Genomic DNA, 17,567 nt, shown 5'->3' with positions numbered 1-17,567 from the left:
TTAAAACCCAACCTTATTATAAAAAAAAACAAGTATGCACCAAAAACAGATGCAGACTTGCCTAATTTAATAGTAACACTCCTGTGAACTATCTAAAGCTTATCACAGGAGTGTGAAAGAAATCAACTATTATTTGTAAACTTTTACAGACTTTCCCCATTGGTTGCGATCACATTTTTGTACCAGTCAAAGGATTTTTTCTTATATCTGTTTAATGTACCAGTTCCGTCATCATTTCGGTCCACATAGATAAAACCATACCGTTTCTTTAATTCCGCAGTTGAAGCACTGACTAAGTCAATGCAGCCCCAGCTTGTGTATCCCATAACCGGGACTCCGTCTTCTATGGCTTCCCCTACCTGAATCAAATGATCTCTTAAATAATTAATCCGGTAATCATCAAGGACTGTCTTTGTTCCATCCGGCTGTGTTACAAGCTCATCAACTGCGCCTAATCCGTTCTCCACAATAAACAGAGGTTTCTGCCACCGGTCATAAAACTGATTGAGCACATAGCGAAGTCCCTGGGGATCGATCGCCCAGCCCCATTCACTTTGTTTTAAATAGGGATTTGTCACGCCGCCCATGAGATTTCCCTCTCCTGCCTGTGCCTTGGAATGGTCAGCGGCTTCACAAATACTCATGTAGTAGCTGAATGATACGAAATCCACAGTATGATCCTTTAACAGCTCTTCATCCCCATCTGCCATCTCAATCTGAATATTATTTTCCCTGAAATACCGTTTCATATAACCAGGATACTGGCCTCTGACATGCATATCGCCAAAAAATGTATTCATATGATCTGATTTCATGACTGCAATTACATCATCCGGATTAGAGGTCAGGGCATACATTGGCATGCTTAAGATCATACAGCCCATTTTGCATCCAGGCATCATCTCATGGCCGATTTTCGTAGCCAGTGCACTGGCCACCAGCTCATGGTGAATGGCCTGATAAAGATCCTGTTTCTTTAATTTGCTCTTATCTGTATAAATTCCCCCGCTTAAAAAGGGTTCATGAAGCACGGAATTTATCTCATTAAATGTCAGCCAGTATTTCACCTTTCCACCGAAGCGTTTAAAAATTGTTCTGACATAGCGCTCATAAAAGCTGATCATATCCCGGTTTATCCATCCATCATACTGAATGGACAGGTTTAAAGGTGTCTCATAATGAGAAATCGTTACCAGCGGTTCAATTCCATGTTTTAGTAATTCATCAAATAAATCATCGTAAAACTGAAGCCCTTTCTCATTGGGTTCTTTCTCATCCCCATTTGGGAATATCCGGCTCCAGGCAATTGAGGTGCGGAACACTTTAAAACCCATTTCTGCAAAAAGCTTAATATCGTCCTTGTATCGATGGTAGAAGTCAATTCCTACCAGCTTCATATTATCTGGAGTGGGTTCTTTTGTTATTGGTCCTTTAATACCGCGTGGAGTCACATCCTGGGTACTTAACCCCTTTCCGTCTTCGTTATATGCTCCTTCACACTGGTTCGCAGCCACTGCTCCTCCCCATAGGAATCCATCTGGAAATTTCATATAGCAGTTAGTCCTCCTTTTCCTTTTATAGAGATGTCGACTATAATAACAGATTTTTATGAAATAAACAACTTACAAAAAAATTGAAGTATCATTCAATCATGTTTATAATAAAGGGAGAAATCCAAAAAGGGGGATAATTGATGTTTCAGATAGGTGAATTTTCAAAGCTGACCCATGTAACAATTCGTATGCTCCGATATTATGATGAGGCAGGGCTTTTAAAACCTGCTGAAATAGACTCCTGGACGGGATATCGTATGTATTCTGCAGACCAGATACCGATATTGAACAAAATTATCTATCTTCGTGACAGCGGTTTTACTGTTTCAGAAATTGCGGCAGCTCTGACTATCGAAAATGACGCCTCTTTAGTAACGCAGCTGGACAGGAAGCAGTTGGAGGTAAAACAGGCAATCCAGGCTGAACAAGAAAAAATAAATAAAATAGAGCTTGCAAAAAATGAACTATTAAATAAAAAAAGTGAAATGCATTATAACATTTCAATTAAATCCATACCAGGTTGTCCGGTTCTTTCCTTACGCCGCACAATACCGGATTATTACGCAGAGGGTGATTTATGGCAGGAGTTATCCGACTTTGCAGCTGAACATCAGATACAAATATCAAAAAATACGTTCTCTATCTACTATGATACCGAATACAGGGAAAAAGATGTAGACGTTGAGTTATGCGCACCTGTTAAAAGACAGGGGGAAAATATAGATGGCTTTACGTTTAGAAACGTTGATCCGGTACCAATGATGGCATGCACAATGGTATACGGAGCCTTTTCAAATATTGCTGGCGCTTACCTTGCATTTGCACAATGGCTGCATGAAAACAGCCAGTATGAAATGTCTTCACCAACCAGACAACTCGTACACCGCGGGCCGTGGAATGAAAGCAGCCCTGAAAAATATCTGATTGAGATTCAGATACCACTTAAAAATAAATAGCCCAATTTCTCTTTTTAACCGCTTGACTCTCACATGGTGTGAGGGGTTATGCTCTGCTTGAAATCAAGAAAATGGAGGAAAAATACATGAATAATTTTACAGTGAAACCAATTGGAACGGTTCATAACAACGATGACGGCACGTTTATTGAGGTATATGAACACTATATTCCAGCTCTGCAGGCATTGGAAGGATTCAGCAATATTAATATCTTCTGGTGGTTCAGCGATTTTGATGATGATCAATCCCGCTCAACGCTGCAGGCAGAGCAGCCCTATAAAGGCGCTCCCGAAGTAATAGGGGTTTTTGCCACAAGATCACCGTTTCGTCCTAATCCAATTGCTTTGACCACAGTCGATGTGATCCACATTGATTATGAAAGAGGGATCATACAAATTGCTTTTATTGACGCTAACGATAATACACCGGTGATTGACATTAAACCCTATACACCAAGCTTTGACAGGGTAGAAACTCCTGGTGTACCTGCATGGTGCAGTGATTGGCCTAAAAGTACAGAAGAATCCGCCTGTTTTGCATGGGAAGAGGTATTCAATTTTTAGGAGGGCTTATGAGCTTAAAAGATTATATCAATCATAAGCCAGTACTTCATTCAGAAAGACTTATGTTGCGAGAACTTATGCCTTGTGATGTTTCCGATTTGAAAGAATGGTCAGGCGAGAACTCCCTATACCAGTATTGGGGAAAACGTCCCGGAAAAAGTGATTTAAATCCGGAGCTTCTCTTCCAGAAAAAGGATAAACCGACGAAAAGTTTTCATTGGGGGATTATTCATAAAGCAAATAATAAGGTTATTGGAGAACTATGGATATACTTAATTGAGAATGATCGAATGGCAAAAGTTGCTTTTCGACTTTCTCCTGCCTACCAAGGCAAGGGCATAATGACAGAAGCATTATTTCGGGTTGTTACATTCTGTTTTGAGGAAACGGAGCTGCAGCGATTGTGGTCTGATGTCCATATTTTAAATTATGCTTCCTGTAAAACACTTGAAAAAGCAGGATTTAAGCGTGAAGGACATATCCGTAACGGCAAAATGGTAAATACTTACTGTGACTACTATTTATATGGTATGTTGAAAGATGACTATACTGGTCAATATGTTAAACCGTAATATCAGCAAGTAAAATCAAGAATTCTGATTTCTTATCGGTTATAATTCTTTTAGAGCGATTGAAACGAGGTGAACAGGGAAATGTACGAATGGCACAAGCAAATTCAGCTAATTGTTGATGAAATCGATGAATCAATCAGACAGCATCATGATGAATCGCTGACTCTTAAATTTCTTTCCCGCAAACTTGGTTATTCTGACTTTCATACAACTAGAAAATTCAAAGAAATATCAGGTATGCAGTTCAGGGAATATTTACGGCTCAGAAGGTTAGCCTTTGCGTTAAAAGAGGTTCGTGACAGTAAAAAAAGTTTTTTAGACATTGCTTTTGATTATGGTTTTTCATCCCATGAAGCCTTTACCAGAGCGTTTAAGAATTCCTATGGTATCACTCCAAGTGAATACCGGAAAACGCCCAAACCTGTAGTTCTTCGTACTAAAATAACCCCTTTCGACCGCTACTTTTTAGGATTTGGAGAAATTGGCATGATGAAATCGGAAAATGATGTAAAGATTTATTTTGTTACCATTCCAGCACACAAGTTTTTGTACATTAAAAACTATGAAAGCAATGGATATTGGGATTTTTGGCAGAAACAAAGTCTGATTCCTGGACAGGACTGCGACACCATCTGCGGCTTACTGGATAGTATTAAGGGCAAACTGGATGACGAAGGCGGAACGGAATCAAACAGCGGCAGCGGCCAGATTATGGCTTATATGAATGACCCAGACGGACGGCTTTGCGATTGGGGAATCCCACGCACAGAGTGTTATGGAGTCCGCCTTCCTGCTGATTACAAAGGCGAAGTACCGACTCAAATGCTTCTGATTGATGTGCCGGAAGCAGAGTATATTACATTTGAACACGGACCATTTGATTATGAACAGGAAAACCGAAGTGTGGAAGAAAAGATTGAAAAGGCAATGACGGACTTTGATTTTTCAGATACCGGCTACTGCTTTGATACTTCTCCCGGCAGAATTCTTTATTTCTATCACAATCCGGAACGGTTCTGGAAATATGTGCGACCGGTTAAAAAGCAGTCCTGATAATACATCCTAAATAACGTTATCCTTCGGGGCTGTGCCGTGATATCGGGTGCACAGCCCTGATTAATATATACGGATATACCTTTTCCAGCATAATCTCAACAACCCTTCCACCCAATTTACCATCTCACCCTGTTATAATATAACGCATAATATGTTATTTTTAATAAATACTATTTATTACAAAACCATTGATATCGTCCTACATATAGTATATAATAAATATCGTTTCGCAATATATAGTATTTTGTCCTGTTTTGTATATGGTCACAATACAGATATAAGCTTATTTGGGAAGAGAGGGTAATTTTAGAATGGATATTATGGAATACTTGGGGAGCGGCAATATTTTAGGGCAGGATATCTGGAACAATAAATACCGGTATAACAATGAAGAGTTTGACGAATGGGTTGAGCGTGTCTCAGGAGGAAACAAGAAAGTAGCAGAGCTTATTATCAATAAGAAATTTTTATTTGCCGGAAGAATTTTAACCAATAGAGGATTATTTAAATTTGGCAAGAAGATTACCTACTCCAATTGTTATGTAGTAACTCCACCCGAAGATAATATCGAAAGTATCTTTGATACCGCTAAATCACTGGCAAGGACATACAGCTACGGAGGCGGTTGTGGTGTTGATATTGGTAAGCTCAGACCAAAAGGAGCCCTGGTTCACAATGCTGCTGAGAATACAAGCGGTTCCGTTTCATTCATGGATTTATACTCTGCAGTAACAGAATTAATTGGGCAAAACGGAAGGCGGGGAGCGTTAATGATCAGCATACCCTGTACCCATCCGGATTTAGAATCATTTATTGAAATAAAATCCGATTTAACCAAGGTTACAAAAGCAAATATTTCTATTCGTATAACGAATGCATTTATGGAAGCAGTGAAGGAACATGCGCCTTTTATGCTGACCTTTCAAGTAGAAGATACTGGTGAAGTAATTGAAAAAGAAGTAAATGCATATGAAATTTTTTGCCGTATCAGTGAGATGAACTGGGATTATGCAGAACCCGGAATGCTGTTTTGGGATCGTATTGAGAGCTGGAATCTGCTGTCCAATACCAGGGAATTCCAATATGCCGGAACAAATCCATGTGCGGAAGAACCATTACCGGCTGGGGGATCCTGCCTGCTTGGAGCAATTAATCTTTCCGCTTACGTTGCCATAAAAGATAATACGAAAGTCTTTGATCATGAAAACTTTATAAAAGATGTACGTACCTGTGTAACTGCTCTGAATGAAGTACTGGATGAAGGTCTTCCTTTACACCCGCTTAAAGAGCAGCGGGATTCTGTCCGGGACTGGCGGCAGATCGGCCTAGGTGTATTGGGTATTGCTGACTTACTCATTAAATTAGGTATTCGATACGGAAGTGATGAAAGTATTGAGCTTTGCGATAAAATTGCAAAAGAAATGATTCATAATGCTATTTATCAATCTGCAAAGCTTGCAAAGGAGAACGGACCGTTTCCTAAGTGCAACATAGAAGAAATTATGGAAACCCCATTTTTTAAAGCTAATACAGATGAAGAAGTAGCTGCATTTGTGAAAGAAGCAGGAGGGTTATTCAATTCCCAGCTCCTGACAATTGCACCAACAGGGACACTGTCAACCATGCTTGGTATATCTGGCGGAATAGAGCCTATTTTTTCCAATTCTTATACTAGAAAAACGGAAAGTCTTCATGGTGAAGATGTATTTTATAAAATATACACCCCTATCGTTCAGGAGTATATGAATGAAAATGGTATTACAGACGAAAAAGATCTGCCTGATTTCTTTGTAACTGCGCAGTCACTTCCCTACACGGAACGAATTAAAATGCAGGCAGTCTGGCAAAATCATATCGATGCATCCATTAGTTCAACTGTTAATGTCCCGAAAGAATTTACAAAAGAAGAAGTACAGGCTTTGTATTTTATGGCATGGCAATATGGTCTGAAAGGAATTACAATATTCAGAGACGGATGTAAGCGTCTGGGGATATTAACAACCAGTGAAGAAAAGACTTCCCAGAACCTGGAGCGGGGCCATATCGTAAAAGTTTCAGATGCCTGTATTGGAAAAAGAAGAACTCTGCGAACTGGCTGCGGAACGCTCCACTGTGAAGCATTCTTTGATCCCTTCACCGGAAAATTTATGGAAATATTCCTTTCAAAAGGGTCTAAAGGGGGATGCAATAGTTTTATGGTTGGTTTAAGCCGTATGATTTCACTGGCTGCAAGAGGTGGAATCGAACTGGAAGATATTGTTGACCAGCTGGAAAGTACACTGGTTTGCTCATCCTATGCAGTGCGGACAGCAACAAAGCGGGATACCTCACCTGGATCCAGCTGCCCAATGTCAATTGGAAAAGCACTGACTCAGATGTATGAAGAAATGCAGTCAGAGTTGCATTTAAAATATTATGGCGCTAATAAAATGGGATTTGACGGAGAAACAGCACAACTGAAAAAGAACCATAATACGTATGATAAGGCGGATGGAGCAAACGTAGTCAATCCTTGTCCCATATGTGGTTTAGAACTTACATTTGAAGGCGGATGTAATACTTGTAAAAGCTGTGGATACTCTAAATGTGAATAGAATAATGGACGAGCCATAATAAAGCATGTTCCGGATCCTTATAATAAGAATCCGGGACATGCTTTGCTTTTGATATTTATGGAATTTTGTTTCCTATCCCTTAAGGTTCAATTCCCCATTTCAGGCTGTTAGATATATATCCAATGACTTTTGGGGAATCCACATAGTTCATTGCTGTGCCATCAAAGGAATAGTCATCTGTCTGAGTATAATTTGTCCAGTTAGCTTTCGTCACTCTTATCTGGATCTCAGCATACTCTCCTGCTGCCAGACTTCCAGCTCCAGATGTAAATCCAACCTCCAGATAGTAGTCAGCATCCTTCTTTGGAGCAGACAATTTAACAAAGGTTCCGGTGATGTTACTGCTGCCAACGGAAGACCAGTCACACCAGAAGTTCTGATCAATTTCTCCATTTATCGTGTAATAATATCTGATTTTAACATCAGAAAGTTTTACATTGGTTGTGCCGTTATTGTAGATCTTGAATTTCGGACTGAGAGAACCGCTCTGTGCTGATGTGTTTGCATTATACATCTGTATCTTAATGCTGCCTTTTGCAACAGAAGTATCTACTACAGTCAGAACCATCACAGGGTCTGTTCCTGCACTTAAATCGAATACTACATTGTAGGTTCCTGTAGCAAGACCAGCCAGTGAAGCTTTTAAGAATGTAACGGAGGTTCCGGATATGGTGTAATCCACACCTTCAGCTAACGCTTTACTATCCAGTCTGATAGCTTTTAGTGTATGTCCTGCCATAGTTAAGACAGCGGTAACATCTGCCTGCTTCGCAGGGTTCTTATCAAAGGTGGCTGCTGCAGGTTTCACAGAACCACTTGGTGTGGAATCAGTGATCGTTACTGTCAGTACCGGATCAACTCCCTTATTGAAATCAAAAACAAGCTTTAACTTACCCACATCCTGACCTGCTAAATATTCTTTAGATAAAATGACTGTATTGTCGGATAAGGTATAATCTGTACCTTCCGTTAAATAAGTACTTCCGTCCTTAATACCGGTAAACGTATTACCATTTAAGGTAAGTTCTACTGTTATATCTGTTTGTTCCGCAATATTCTTATCAAATGCTGCCACTACAGGGTTGATTGCAGAGTTGGTGACTGGTTCACCGCCTTCTCCAAACAGCAGGGAATATACACCATTTGCAATGGCGATATCGCACTGTGCCCAGAAACGGTGGTATTGAAATACAGGATCAGTATTATTGTTATAAGCAGTAAGAAGTTTCTCATAATCCGGATCATCTTTATATTTGGAACGAATGTCTAAAAATTTAACACCGGATTTAATTACATCCCCATTTGGCATTTTTCCAGTCCAGCCTGCTGGTACGTAGATCTCCTGTTCAAAGAACCGTTTGTAATCTGTTCTTGGTTCTGGCGTTGAAAGGCCCTTATCATCTCTGTACAGATCCCACATACGATCCAGTAATTCCTTTGCAAGCACTCTTGCTTCATCATCACCAGATGCCTTGCTGTAATACAATAAGGTATTTGCAAGGGAACCAGTAACACCAAGGTCTGTGGTGTAGCTGGTAACAGTTACATGCAGGTTCTTATTACCTGTATAAGTACCTGTCCAGGTATCAGGCTGTCCGGACCAGTCAAGACCGTTAGGAATTGCATATGTTCCGTCTGCTTTCAGCTGTACCACAGTTTTAATCCAGCCAACCCATTTATCCAGAATAGCTTTTGCTCTTTCATCCTTAGTTTTGTAATAGTATTCAGCTACACGCTGCATGGACCATGCCTGGAAACCAAACCAGGTATTACTTCCAGGATCTGCATAGACAGGATTTGCTACATATCCCATTCCATAAAAAGTTGAAGTACCTGCCGGCCATTCTTCATAACGGCCATTATGTGAGTTACTGGCTCCGCCTGCAATTGCACCTTCAGAAGTCTGCAGCCACTGATAGAATTCCAGCTGTCTGTCAAGACTTAACTTCCAGTCGCTGGCTCCCTTTTTAGACAGAGGTTTTAAATCTTCGTCTTCCGATAATATCCAGGCTGTCATAGGATTCTGATATCCAAAATGGTTATGGCTGTCTCCAATTTTCCATGCCCAGTCGGAACCTACTCCGCCGCCCCATGCATAATACCAGGACATGAGATAATGAGCTGCATCATACCCGGTACCAGCAGCTGACGGATTACCGATTTTACGGAAGTATTTATCAAACATGGCATATCTTAAATAATCACCCATTTTGCTGGCTTTGGAATTATAGGTTCCAAGGTCAACGCCATATTCTTCTGCCCATTTATTTGCCCAGTAAGTAGCCTGGATTGCACGAGCGTCTGCATCGGGTGCATCGGTGTATTTAAACTGCTTTGAATAGCTGCTGTCTCCGGTGAACAGATCAAGATATCCATTCTTTCCGCCGTATTTCATTGTTTCCCAGCATGGCTGAGGGATGGTCTCCCAGGTAGACTCCTGTTCTCCTCTCTGGAACGTATTGATATAAGATGGTGTTGACACACCGTCGCCTCTGCTTCCAAAGCCGTACCAGTTATCTGCATCTAATAACCAATGCATTCCATACATGGTATTGCTGCCGTATGTAGCCGCCAGTTCACTATTGATCGGGTCAGTTCCAACAGCTGCACCAAAATTCAGCTGGGCAGGATATAAGTCCGGCAATTCCCATTCCGGGGCATAAGTAGCAGGTTTGCTGGCTGAATATTTACTCATACTGGATTCTGGCTGATCTTTTTCCGTAGGAATCATGTAGGTTTCTGCTGTGTCCCAGGCTTTTTTAAATCCGCTGAAATCTCCTGTGAACTTTCCGTACATTGCCTCCAGCCACATATAGTAGCTGAGAGTTTCACTTGTCGTTACGTGTCCATAGTCCGGAGCTTCTACAATCATAGTCTCAATCGAATGATATGGAATACCTTTGTTACTGAAATACCCATTTTTTGGATCCTTAATGTCTCCCCAAAGTTCCAAAAATCTGTTTTGATATTTGTCTGTGCTCTTACTAATAACTTTCTTACTCATCTAACGATGACCTCCTTTTTATTTAACTTTTTATTCATCAGTCGGTTCCTTGCCTGTGAAATACCTCTTACCTCTCCGCTCACCTCTCCTTTCCTTTTATTGCAGGTTGATAACCAATTGACTTCTAATTTAGATAAAGAATATTTAAACTGTAATGTAAACATGGAAATGAATAAGCTGCAAAATTCTTCCTATACACTTAAGACGTTACAACTGACCACTGCTGGTTAAAGCTTGTACTGGCTGACCACTGGCACAAATTCGATCCATTGGCAGTTGCTCCCATTCCATCCAGATAAAGTCCGGTTGCAGCATTTTTAAATTTATAAAAATTATTTGTACTTTCCCGCAGCCATTTTTGATTGTTACTTCCACTGTTACTCCACTGACCGCAAACTGAGCCGTTAGACGTTCGGGCCATACCATCTAAATACAATCCGGTTGCAACGTTTCTGATCATATAATAGCTTCCGGATTGCTCAAGCACCCATTTCTGATTGTTACTGCTATTGCTTGTATACTGATTGCAATCGGAGCCATTTGTGGTATATCCATATCCATCCATACACAATCCGGTAGCCCGGTTTACAAGTTTTACATTGGTATCTGTTGTTGTTGAAACTGACATATCACCATAAGTCACATTATTTAATCCACTGCCATTCCAGCCCGCTCCAATCACAAACAGGCGTCCGTTACGCATTGGTACAAGACATCTGGAATAGCATGCACCGATAACAGAATCAATCTGCGTCCAGCTGCCAATGCCATTATTTTGATTGGTATATAACTTATTGTTACCGCCGCTGCTTAACAGAATTGTGCCATTTAGATTTACACAATATGGACCACTTCCTGACGGATCAAAACAAGTTCCGGCATCTGCCTGATTCCAGCTTTCGGGATCTGATGATATTTTATAAAATGCACCTCCGGGATTTCCAATGATCTCATAAGTCATAATATAATTACCGTCCGGCATTTTTGTTACCACTGCCATACCCGGTCTCTGACTGCTGTTAGAAAGTGCAACATCATTTACTACACTGCTCCAATGAATGCCGTCTGTTGTAGTCTGATGCACTAATTTCTGACTGTGGGCAGTATCCCGTTCATCGGAGTAATAACAGATCAGTCTGTTATTGGCTACCATTAAGAATGGCTCCCAGACAGGATCGTTTCCAGGATACGCAGCCTTGCCTTCTGCAATTGTGCTTACATATGTCCAGTTTCTGCCTGCATCGCTGCTCTTATATAAATCAATCTCGCAGAAAGACCGGTCATAAGGTAAAACAAGTCCGGCACACAAAAGCGTACCTGCCGGCATATTCCCTATCGCCTGAGGCAGCTCATATAAATGTGGCTCCCATCTCATTCCTACTCCCTTATGGGTATCCTTTACGTCACCCACCTTTGTCCAGGTTTCTCCCTCATTTGTGCTTTCAAATATGGGGAATGATGCTGCCCCTGTGGTGTACTGTTCAAATGTTGCATACATTGCTCCATTGCCTGTCTGCATAGCCCTTGCATATAATACGCCTGGAGCAGGCGAACCTGCAGGTGACGTATACATGACTGATGGTCCGTAATTATTCATTTCGTTACCCCTTTCTTATTTTTATTAATACCGGTTTCTATCACATGGGAAAATGATTCAGCGCAAGATTATGGATGTTATAAACCTGCCTTAAACTGTAATTGGTTATCTCACTGATTTCTTCCCACGTATATCCGGATATATATTTTAATAAAAGTATGTTTTTTTCTATTTCACAGTCCATACACTCCACTTTCTTTACAATTGCACTGCAAATTAGATTTTTTTCTACCAGCTGCTTTTTAAAGCAGGTAAATACATCCGTCATCTCTACATCAGACTGGTTTAAACCAGAATGCGCCGCTAAGACAGACATGGATTGTCTTTGTTCCTCTTTCATACGTTTTATCAAGACATCCAACGTTTTAATTGAAAAACTGAGAGCCTGATACGATTGTAAGTAAGTTTTTTTCAGCTCTTTTTTCTCTGTATTGCCATTCATCAGAAAATCCTCCTTGATGGTATTTACTAAGTAAAAAGAAGAATGGCTGCGAATTGTAAACCTGATTATAATTTTTTAAATCATATTAAATACCAGGTACAGTGGAAAACCATTGTGATACGTGGTAATATGGTCTTAGTTTATGGTTTAGGGTATTTAATTTTAAGGCATGCTTTAGCAGCCCTCAGACGCGGGCACGCCAAACCTGTGAAATTATTTGTGAAGAACCCATTATATTAGATGACAGACTTTCAGAAATTAATTGTGGTGAGTTTGAGGGTACAGACGAAACGGCTGATTCTCTTCAATTATTTTGGCAAGCAATAAAAACTGGAGAGAAAGGCACAGAGAAATTTCAGGTATTTGTAAATCGAACTTTGGATTTTTGTAATATGATAATGAAAGATTACATAGAAAATAATATTTTAATTGTTACACATAGTGCTAACGCGCGGATCATTAACTACTATTTTAAAGGAAAGCCTGATAATTATGACTTTAGTAGAAGTGTTGTAAAAAACGGAGGGCTGTTAACCTATGAAATCAAATAGGCTGCATAGACGATATGATCTTATTGCCTGTACTGGTGGCGCTTACCATCCGGCTGATACCACCTGAAATATTTGCCGTAATTACATTGTATTGCACGAACCAGTCGTTATAATATTCAGTCATAGAAAACTTGGATCCGATTTTCTGTAATTAGAATAACAGGAGGTTTTAAACTATGATATCTGAAAATTATTTACATCCAGCTTCTGGTGCTGGTCTTACCCTGACAGAAAGCGGGGGCTGGTTTGAAAGTGCTTATATGAAATGGAACCCTCTCAGCAATGCAATCTCCTACAAGGTCTATATAAAACCTTCGACTGCTGGTGATTCTGCTTATGCACAACTTGACGATGAGTTAATAAGAAAGTATCCCACCTATTGGAGAGCCGATGCAGTAGGTCTTGAAGCCGGCCAATACATTATGAAAGCAGAAGCAATCCTCTCAAATAACACGAAAGAAAGCATTATTTCCGGCGTTATCACCGTAAAGGCAAACGACAGAACCGGATTTGCTTTTTCCCATGACTCCCAGTATAAATCCGGATCTGGCGCATATATGGAAAACGGAATCTTAAAAGAGAATGCCCAGGTAATTTATGTGACTTCTGAAACAGCAAAAACCGTATCTCTTGATGTTAAGGTAAACAGTTCCGGCAAAAAGCAAACAGGTACCGGTATTGGTGAGATTTTAACTTTGCGCCAGAAAGGATACGACACAACTCCTCTCGCTATCCGCTTCATCGGACAGGTTACGGACAGCAATATGGCTGGAGCGCTTAACAGCAATGGATACTTTGAGGTGAAAGGAAAAACATCCTACAAAGAAATGAATATGACATTAGAAGGTATTGGCGATGATGCAACCGCATATGGATGGGGGGTTTTAATCAGAAATTGCGGAAACTTAGAAATCAGGAATTTAGGAATCATGCTGTTCCCTGACGATGGAATTTCACTTGATACAGCTAACTGTAATGTCTGGGTTCATAATAATGATATCTTTTACGGAAAAGCAGGATCCGATGCTGATCAGGCAAAAGGAGACGGTTCTGCTGATGTGAAGAGCGGATCCACATATGTAACTCTCTCCTACAACCATTTCTGGGATTCTGGAAAATGTTCTCTTTGCGGAATGAAGGATACGGCAGAATTTTTTGTAACTTACCATCATAACTGGTACGATCATTCCGATTCCCGCCATCCAAGAATCCGTGCAGCATCCGTTCATATCTACAACAATTATTTTGATGGTAATGCAAAATACGGCGTTGGGGTAACAAAAGGAAGTTCTGCATTTGTAGAATCAAACTATTTCAGACACTGCAAATACCCCTTGATGAGTTCTTTACAAGGCACAGATGCTTTGGGTCAGGGTACATTTTCCGGGGAAAACGGCGGTATGATCAAAGCCTTTAACAACAGAATAGAAAATGCCTCCAGCCTGATCTATGCAAACTCCAATGAAGGAACCACAGGCAAAAATGCGGTCTCCTTTGATGCATATTTAGCATCTGCAAGAAATGAAACCGTTCCCAGTCTTTATAAAACGATTGCAGGCAGTACTGTTTACAATAATTTTGATACCGGCAAAGACATTGGCGTCAGCCTCTCTGATATTGAACCCGTGAGTAATGTGGAAGGAATTGTTACAACAAGTGCCGGGCGGTTAAATCAGGGTGACTTTACCTGGAAATTTAATAATGAAGTTGATGATACTTCTTCTGATTTAAATTCAGCATTAATGTCCAGAATCAGAAGCTATACTACAAATCTAATATCAGTTGGAGGAAATTAATCTCCAGACTGGGGTGCCGCAAAATAGCCAAATGATAGTTATTGAGCGGCACTTTCCATTCTATTATTATCAGTACATATGCCATTTACATAAGCAATTAACGAATCTATGCTTTGCTTATTCTCAAAATTTACTTTTGAGTTATAAGTATCCAGAAATTCTTTGTCCTCTCCATTCCTTTCATAATCAGGCTTTTTTTGAATCATGTTTTTCATCATGGCCATCATCGTTTTATGAACTGGTCCCAGCTTTTTATAGTCTATTCCTCCCCGTAAATGAAATAACTTCGTGTTTTTCAAAAGCTGTGGCGAAAAGTTTTTATTTATAATCGGACTATAATCCGTTGTAAGGGGATCCGCTAATCCCACAGTAAACACGATAAGATTCTTGCAGGGATTTTGAGTAACCAGTTTTACTCCTGCAATACCGCCTGCATACAAACCGCCTCCATAGATAACAATATCATATTTACTCAGATCTTTCGGATCCACCGTTCTGGCGGGAAATAAATCTGCATTTAATTCCTCCGCAATCCATTGGGCATATTGGCTGGTAGAGCCATATTTTGAAGTATATATGACTATAATTTTTTTAGACATCTGCTTTCCCTCCGTTTATCTTACCCAGGTTCTCAAATATTGTTATCAGTGAACTACTTAAACCAGTGATCTCATCCGTGCGCATGCCAGAAAACATTCCAGCCATGAACTTTGTTGCAATCATTTCATTGTCTTTATCCCATTGCTGGCACTGATCGGTTGCGGCTATCCGCATGGCCCTGCCATCCATTTCATCATTATAAATAGTCACAAAACCTTTTTCGGCCAGTTTCATAACAAGCTGCTTTGTATTCTGGTGAGAGGTATCACATGCTGCCGCAAGTTGCTTTAAGGTAGGTGGCTGATCAAATAGTCCCAATACAAGAATTACAAACCATTGTTTCGCAGTCAGGTCTTTCATCTGGGAATCCATCTTGCTTTGCAGACGATTGGCAATTCGGAACAAATACCCAAATACAATCAGTCTTTTATCCATATTTTCAAAATCGTACATTAACATGCCTCCTAATAGGTAATATATTATCTATATTTAGGTATTATATTACCTATCTACAGCTGCTGTCAATGAAAATTTCTTATCATAACCATTTTTTTGATGGTCTGTATCTCAGTTTCTGATAGATCAACCCCAAACCAGGACCTGACAAATGCGCAAACGTTCTTAAAATCCTGATCTGATAACTTTTGATTATTTGCCATTTGATTCCACAGTAAAGTGAAAATTACTCTTCCAAAATCAGACAGCATATAATTATCCATATCAGAAAATGAAATTTGAAACACAGATCTAAATGTTTCAAATAAATCATGTTTCATGTTATTTAAGTCATCAAAGCTTCTCGTTTTTCCATTATCCAGCCATTCTCCAGTATGGATTAAGCCTTTTGTTGATTGCATTTCAGATAATCTTGCTGCTTCTTCCTGATAATCCTTTTTAAGGATCGGCAACGGAAGTTTATTTGTACATAAAATCTCCATATTAACTTTAAAATTACGAAGATATTGACAGGCACGATTATTTAGGGTTTCAACTCTTAAGCCATGAAAATCCGAAGTACTTGGTTCAAACAAAACATTGATCTCCCTATTTCTTCTCTTCAGACCACAGCTCACCCAGCCTATAACTGCAGCATTTGTGAAAGCGTCAATAATTGTATAGGTGGAACCATAAGGAAATCGATATGCAGGAATGATTCTCATTGCCGGAATACCGTATTTATTTATTAGCATTTCTTTCGTATATTCCCCCAGCCGCCCTTTAAAAAAAGAGGTGTAGGATGGTGGAGCACAGGTGGCCGATGCAATAGCAAGAGAAAACTCATCCTCCATCAAAATCTTTGCTGCATGAGCAATTCTTTTATCTTGTATGTCTTTATCCCAGTTTCCTTCTATAGAAACGAAATGTAAATTGTTCTTTATTTCTACTTCGCATGATTTATCATCAATCACAGGGAGAAACCTCCTTTTTTCTATTAAACCGAACTGTATTCTAATTACTGATTTGGAAAGCCTTGTGGCCGGACAGTCTGCCTGTGCTAAAACACCTATATTTCCAGGTATTCCAGACGCTGTGCAACTCTTTTTATATTTTCCTCTACACTGTGACCCGTTTTTGAAAGGCGCAATTCTTCAACAATGCTGCCATCCCGCATAAATAATACACGCTCAGCATTTGCAGCCACTTTGGCATCATGAGTAACAATTAAAAGGGCTACTCCATCAGCATTAATCTGAGAAAAAAGCTTCATTGTTTCATTGGCAGACTTGCTGTTAAGTGCACCGGTAGGTTCATCACAAAATAGTATCTCAGGTGTCATTAGAAGGGCTCGGCAGATGCCTGCCCGCTGTAACTGCCCGCCTGATACTTCCGTAATGCTGCGCCTTTTCAGTTCCTCAATTCCCATTTTCCGCATCAGCCTCTCTGCTTTTTCAGTAAGTGCTGCAACATCTTTGTGACTGCTCCGCAATGCAGGAAGCAAAATATTATCAAGAATATCTAAATTTTTAAGCAGGGTAGGCTGTTGAAAGACAAATCCCATGCCAGTCTGCCTTAGCTTGGAAAGCTGGTCTTCTGAAAGCTGGGACAGGTTTTGCCCGTTAAAAGTGACGGTTCCTCCGTCAATGGCTTCCATTCCGCTGAGAGCAAAAAGCAGGGTGGATTTCCCTGATCCGGAAGGGCCCATTATTGCGACAAATTCTCCCTTTTCAATCTGGACAGATACGTTTTTCAAAACCGTTTGTCTTTCATCTCCCTGACCAAACATTTTGACAATCTCATTTCCCATCACCAATGTTTTCATTG

Annotated in this window: 14 protein-coding genes and 1 pseudogene; 7 read left to right on the top strand and 8 right to left on the bottom strand. The window is 40.1% G+C overall.

Annotated elements, in window-relative coordinates:
• Positions 1-143: 143 nt before the first annotated feature.
• Positions 144-1,550 carry a glycoside hydrolase family 1 protein gene (locus ACOAOT_RS05800; protein ID WP_420216121.1) on the bottom strand — a complete coding sequence of 469 codons (1,407 nt, stop codon included), beginning with the start codon at positions 1,548-1,550 and terminating at the stop codon, positions 144-146.
• A 143-nt stretch (positions 1,551-1,693) separates the two neighbouring features.
• On the opposite strand from ACOAOT_RS05800, the gene ACOAOT_RS05795 reads away from it, so the two are divergent.
• The 5 genes from ACOAOT_RS05795 to ACOAOT_RS05775 all read left to right on the top strand — a co-directional run bounded on the left by ACOAOT_RS05795 (position 1,694) and on the right by ACOAOT_RS05775 (position 7,294).
• Positions 1,694-2,509 carry a MerR family transcriptional regulator gene (locus ACOAOT_RS05795; protein WP_420216120.1) on the top strand — a complete coding sequence of 272 codons (816 nt, stop codon included), beginning with the start codon at positions 1,694-1,696 and terminating at the stop codon, positions 2,507-2,509.
• An 86-nt stretch (positions 2,510-2,595) separates the two neighbouring features.
• Positions 2,596-3,072, top strand: coding sequence for an SAM-dependent methyltransferase (locus ACOAOT_RS05790; RefSeq protein ID WP_420216119.1), 477 nt, complete (start codon positions 2,596-2,598; stop codon positions 3,070-3,072).
• 8 nt (positions 3,073-3,080) lie between these two features.
• Positions 3,081-3,644 carry a GNAT family N-acetyltransferase gene (locus tag ACOAOT_RS05785; protein ID WP_420216118.1) on the top strand — a complete coding sequence of 188 codons (564 nt, stop codon included), beginning with the start codon at positions 3,081-3,083 and terminating at the stop codon, positions 3,642-3,644.
• An 81-nt stretch (positions 3,645-3,725) separates the two neighbouring features.
• On the top strand, positions 3,726-4,697 hold the full coding sequence (locus ACOAOT_RS05780) for a helix-turn-helix transcriptional regulator (protein ID WP_420216117.1): 972 nt from the start codon (positions 3,726-3,728) through the stop codon (positions 4,695-4,697).
• Positions 4,698-5,011: 314 nt separating this feature from the next.
• Complete coding sequence (locus ACOAOT_RS05775; protein ID WP_420216116.1) at positions 5,012-7,294, top strand: adenosylcobalamin-dependent ribonucleoside-diphosphate reductase; 2,283 nt, start codon at positions 5,012-5,014, stop codon at positions 7,292-7,294.
• Positions 7,295-7,394: 100 nt separating this feature from the next.
• On the opposite strand, the gene ACOAOT_RS05770 is transcribed toward ACOAOT_RS05775, so the two are convergent.
• The 3 genes from ACOAOT_RS05770 to ACOAOT_RS05760 all read right to left on the bottom strand — a co-directional run bounded on the left by ACOAOT_RS05770 (position 7,395) and on the right by ACOAOT_RS05760 (position 12,358).
• A complete protein-coding gene (locus ACOAOT_RS05770; RefSeq protein ID WP_420216114.1) occupies positions 7,395-10,319 on the bottom strand; it encodes a glycoside hydrolase family 48 protein in 2,925 nt (974 codons plus the stop codon).
• Between the two features lie 199 nt (positions 10,320-10,518).
• Positions 10,519-11,916: an RICIN domain-containing protein gene (locus ACOAOT_RS05765; protein ID WP_420216113.1), complete on the bottom strand. Its 1,398-nt coding sequence runs from the start codon at positions 11,914-11,916 to the stop codon at positions 10,519-10,521.
• Between the two features lie 40 nt (positions 11,917-11,956).
• Positions 11,957-12,358, bottom strand: a complete 402-nt coding sequence (locus ACOAOT_RS05760; protein WP_420216112.1) for a sigma-70 RNA polymerase sigma factor region 4 domain-containing protein — start codon at positions 12,356-12,358, stop codon at positions 11,957-11,959.
• 155 nt (positions 12,359-12,513) lie between these two features.
• On the opposite strand from ACOAOT_RS05760, the pseudogene ACOAOT_RS05755 reads away from it, so the two are divergent.
• Positions 12,514-12,909: pseudogene (locus ACOAOT_RS05755) on the top strand (histidine phosphatase family protein); the annotation flags it as partial.
• Between the two features lie 176 nt (positions 12,910-13,085).
• Complete coding sequence (locus ACOAOT_RS05750; RefSeq protein WP_420216111.1) at positions 13,086-14,705, top strand: pectate lyase family protein; 1,620 nt, start codon at positions 13,086-13,088, stop codon at positions 14,703-14,705.
• A gap of 38 nt (positions 14,706-14,743) precedes the next feature.
• Here the strand turns inward: ACOAOT_RS05750 and ACOAOT_RS05745 are convergent, their stop codons facing one another.
• The 4 genes from ACOAOT_RS05745 to ACOAOT_RS05730 form a co-directional block, all read right to left on the bottom strand.
• The gene (locus ACOAOT_RS05745; RefSeq protein ID WP_420216110.1) at positions 14,744-15,304 is read right to left on the bottom strand and encodes a flavodoxin domain-containing protein; all 561 of its coding nucleotides are present in this window, start codon (positions 15,302-15,304) and stop codon (positions 14,744-14,746) included.
• Positions 15,297-15,758, bottom strand: coding sequence for a MarR family winged helix-turn-helix transcriptional regulator (locus ACOAOT_RS05740; protein WP_420216109.1), 462 nt, complete (start codon positions 15,756-15,758; stop codon positions 15,297-15,299). Before ACOAOT_RS05740 ends, ACOAOT_RS05745 begins: the two co-directional genes overlap by 8 nt.
• Before the next feature lie 68 nt (positions 15,759-15,826).
• Positions 15,827-16,714, bottom strand: coding sequence for a hypothetical protein (locus tag ACOAOT_RS05735; RefSeq protein ID WP_420216107.1), 888 nt, complete (start codon positions 16,712-16,714; stop codon positions 15,827-15,829).
• 95 nt (positions 16,715-16,809) lie between these two features.
• Positions 16,810-17,565: an ABC transporter ATP-binding protein gene (locus ACOAOT_RS05730; RefSeq protein ID WP_420216106.1), complete on the bottom strand. Its 756-nt coding sequence runs from the start codon at positions 17,563-17,565 to the stop codon at positions 16,810-16,812.
• Between the last annotated feature and the right edge of the window lie 2 nt (positions 17,566-17,567).

Origin of the sequence: Lacrimispora struthionigena (assembly GCF_048627165.1) — a bacterium.
Taxonomy (GTDB): Bacteria; Bacillota; Clostridia; order Lachnospirales; family Lachnospiraceae; genus Lacrimispora.
This window is presented reverse-complemented; position numbering and strand designations above follow the sequence as displayed.

Bases quoted from the DNA above. Each gene is read 5' to 3' on its own strand.
- ACOAOT_RS05800 (WP_420216121.1), bottom strand. From the start codon at position 1,550: ATGAAATTTCCAGATGGATTCCTATGGGGAGGAGCAGTGGCTGCGAAC.
- ACOAOT_RS05795 (WP_420216120.1), top strand. From the start codon at position 1,694: ATGTTTCAGATAGGTGAATTTTCAAAGCTGACCCATGTAACAATTCGT.
- ACOAOT_RS05790 (WP_420216119.1), top strand. From the start codon at position 2,596: ATGAATAATTTTACAGTGAAACCAATTGGAACGGTTCATAACAACGAT.
- ACOAOT_RS05785 (WP_420216118.1), top strand. From the start codon at position 3,081: ATGAGCTTAAAAGATTATATCAATCATAAGCCAGTACTTCATTCAGAA.
- ACOAOT_RS05780 (WP_420216117.1), top strand. From the start codon at position 3,726: ATGTACGAATGGCACAAGCAAATTCAGCTAATTGTTGATGAAATCGAT.
- ACOAOT_RS05775 (WP_420216116.1), top strand. From the start codon at position 5,012: ATGGATATTATGGAATACTTGGGGAGCGGCAATATTTTAGGGCAGGAT.
- ACOAOT_RS05770 (WP_420216114.1), bottom strand. From the start codon at position 10,319: ATGAGTAAGAAAGTTATTAGTAAGAGCACAGACAAATATCAAAACAGA.
- ACOAOT_RS05765 (WP_420216113.1), bottom strand. From the start codon at position 11,916: ATGAATAATTACGGACCATCAGTCATGTATACGTCACCTGCAGGTTCG.
- ACOAOT_RS05760 (WP_420216112.1), bottom strand. From the start codon at position 12,358: ATGAATGGCAATACAGAGAAAAAAGAGCTGAAAAAAACTTACTTACAA.
- ACOAOT_RS05750 (WP_420216111.1), top strand. From the start codon at position 13,086: ATGATATCTGAAAATTATTTACATCCAGCTTCTGGTGCTGGTCTTACC.
- ACOAOT_RS05745 (WP_420216110.1), bottom strand. From the start codon at position 15,304: ATGTCTAAAAAAATTATAGTCATATATACTTCAAAATATGGCTCTACC.
- ACOAOT_RS05740 (WP_420216109.1), bottom strand. From the start codon at position 15,758: ATGTACGATTTTGAAAATATGGATAAAAGACTGATTGTATTTGGGTAT.
- ACOAOT_RS05730 (WP_420216106.1), bottom strand. From the start codon at position 17,565: ATGAAAACATTGGTGATGGGAAATGAGATTGTCAAAATGTTTGGTCAG.